Origin of the sequence: Micromonospora sp. AMSO1212t, assembly GCF_008868145.1 — a bacterium.
GTDB classification, from domain to species: Bacteria; Actinomycetota; Actinomycetes; order Mycobacteriales; family Micromonosporaceae; genus Micromonospora; species Micromonospora tulbaghiae.
Map to the genome: position 1 here is coordinate 1 of NZ_WBKS01000257.1, position 952 is coordinate 952.

General features: G+C 74.5%; 1 pseudogene. It reads left to right on the forward strand.

The features are described 5' to 3' along the window. A pseudogene (locus F8279_RS30425) lies at positions 1-648 on the forward strand (hypothetical protein); the annotation flags it as partial. Between the last annotated feature and the right edge of the window lie 304 nt (positions 649-952).

The window sequence follows — 952 nt, forward strand, 5'->3', positions numbered from 1 at the left end:
CTCCGCGGCTGGTCCGGCCCGGCCGTCCTCCTCACCCGGCTCCACGAAGCCACCGGCGACCCCACCTGGCTGCGCGCCGCCCGCACCGCCGTCCGCCGCGACCTCGAACACACCGTCCGCGACGACAGAGGCAACCTTCACGTACGCGACGGCGCACGACGACTGTTCTACCTCGACGAAGGCAGCTCCGGCATCGCCGTCGCCGCACACACGCTGCTCCACCACGGCGAACGCCCCTGGCTGCGCGACGTCGTCACCACCGTCCGCCGGACCGTCGACGTCGAATTCGTCCTGCTGCCCGGCCTCTTCCACGGCCGCGCCGGACTGCTCGCCACCGCCGCCCTGCTCGCCGACGACCCACCACCGGACCGACCGCGCGCCATGCGTCCCGTCGGCCTCGTCCGCGACGGCGCGGCCCGCCACCACCCGGCGCACCTGACCCGGCTCGCCTGGCACGCGTACGCCCTCGACGGCCGCCTCGCGTTCCCCGGCGACACCCTGCTGCGCATCTCGACCGACCTGGCCGCCGGCGGCGCCGGAATCCTGTCCGCGATGCACGCCGCGCTGCATCGCACCGGAGTCACACTGCCCTTCCTCGACGCGCCCACCCACGTCGCGTCCACCGACCACCTCCTCGCCGCGAGCTGAACCAGCCGGCACCCACAAACACCGTCGGACCCGCCGACGGCCCTCCGGACGACACCGGAGGCCCGACCACCACACCCACGAAGGAGGGGAACCCCCATGACGAAGCTCCTCAACCTGCAGGCCATGGCCACGCAGAACGGCACCCGCCACGCGGTCCCGCCGCAGTCCAGCAGCATCAGCATCGCCTGCTGCAACGGCTGAGACGGCAGTGGCGACAGGGCCACCGGCCCCGGCCACACCTGATCCGCCTGGCGACCCGGGCGGGCGGCCCCCCGCCCGCCCGGGTCCGTCGTCAATCCGCCCC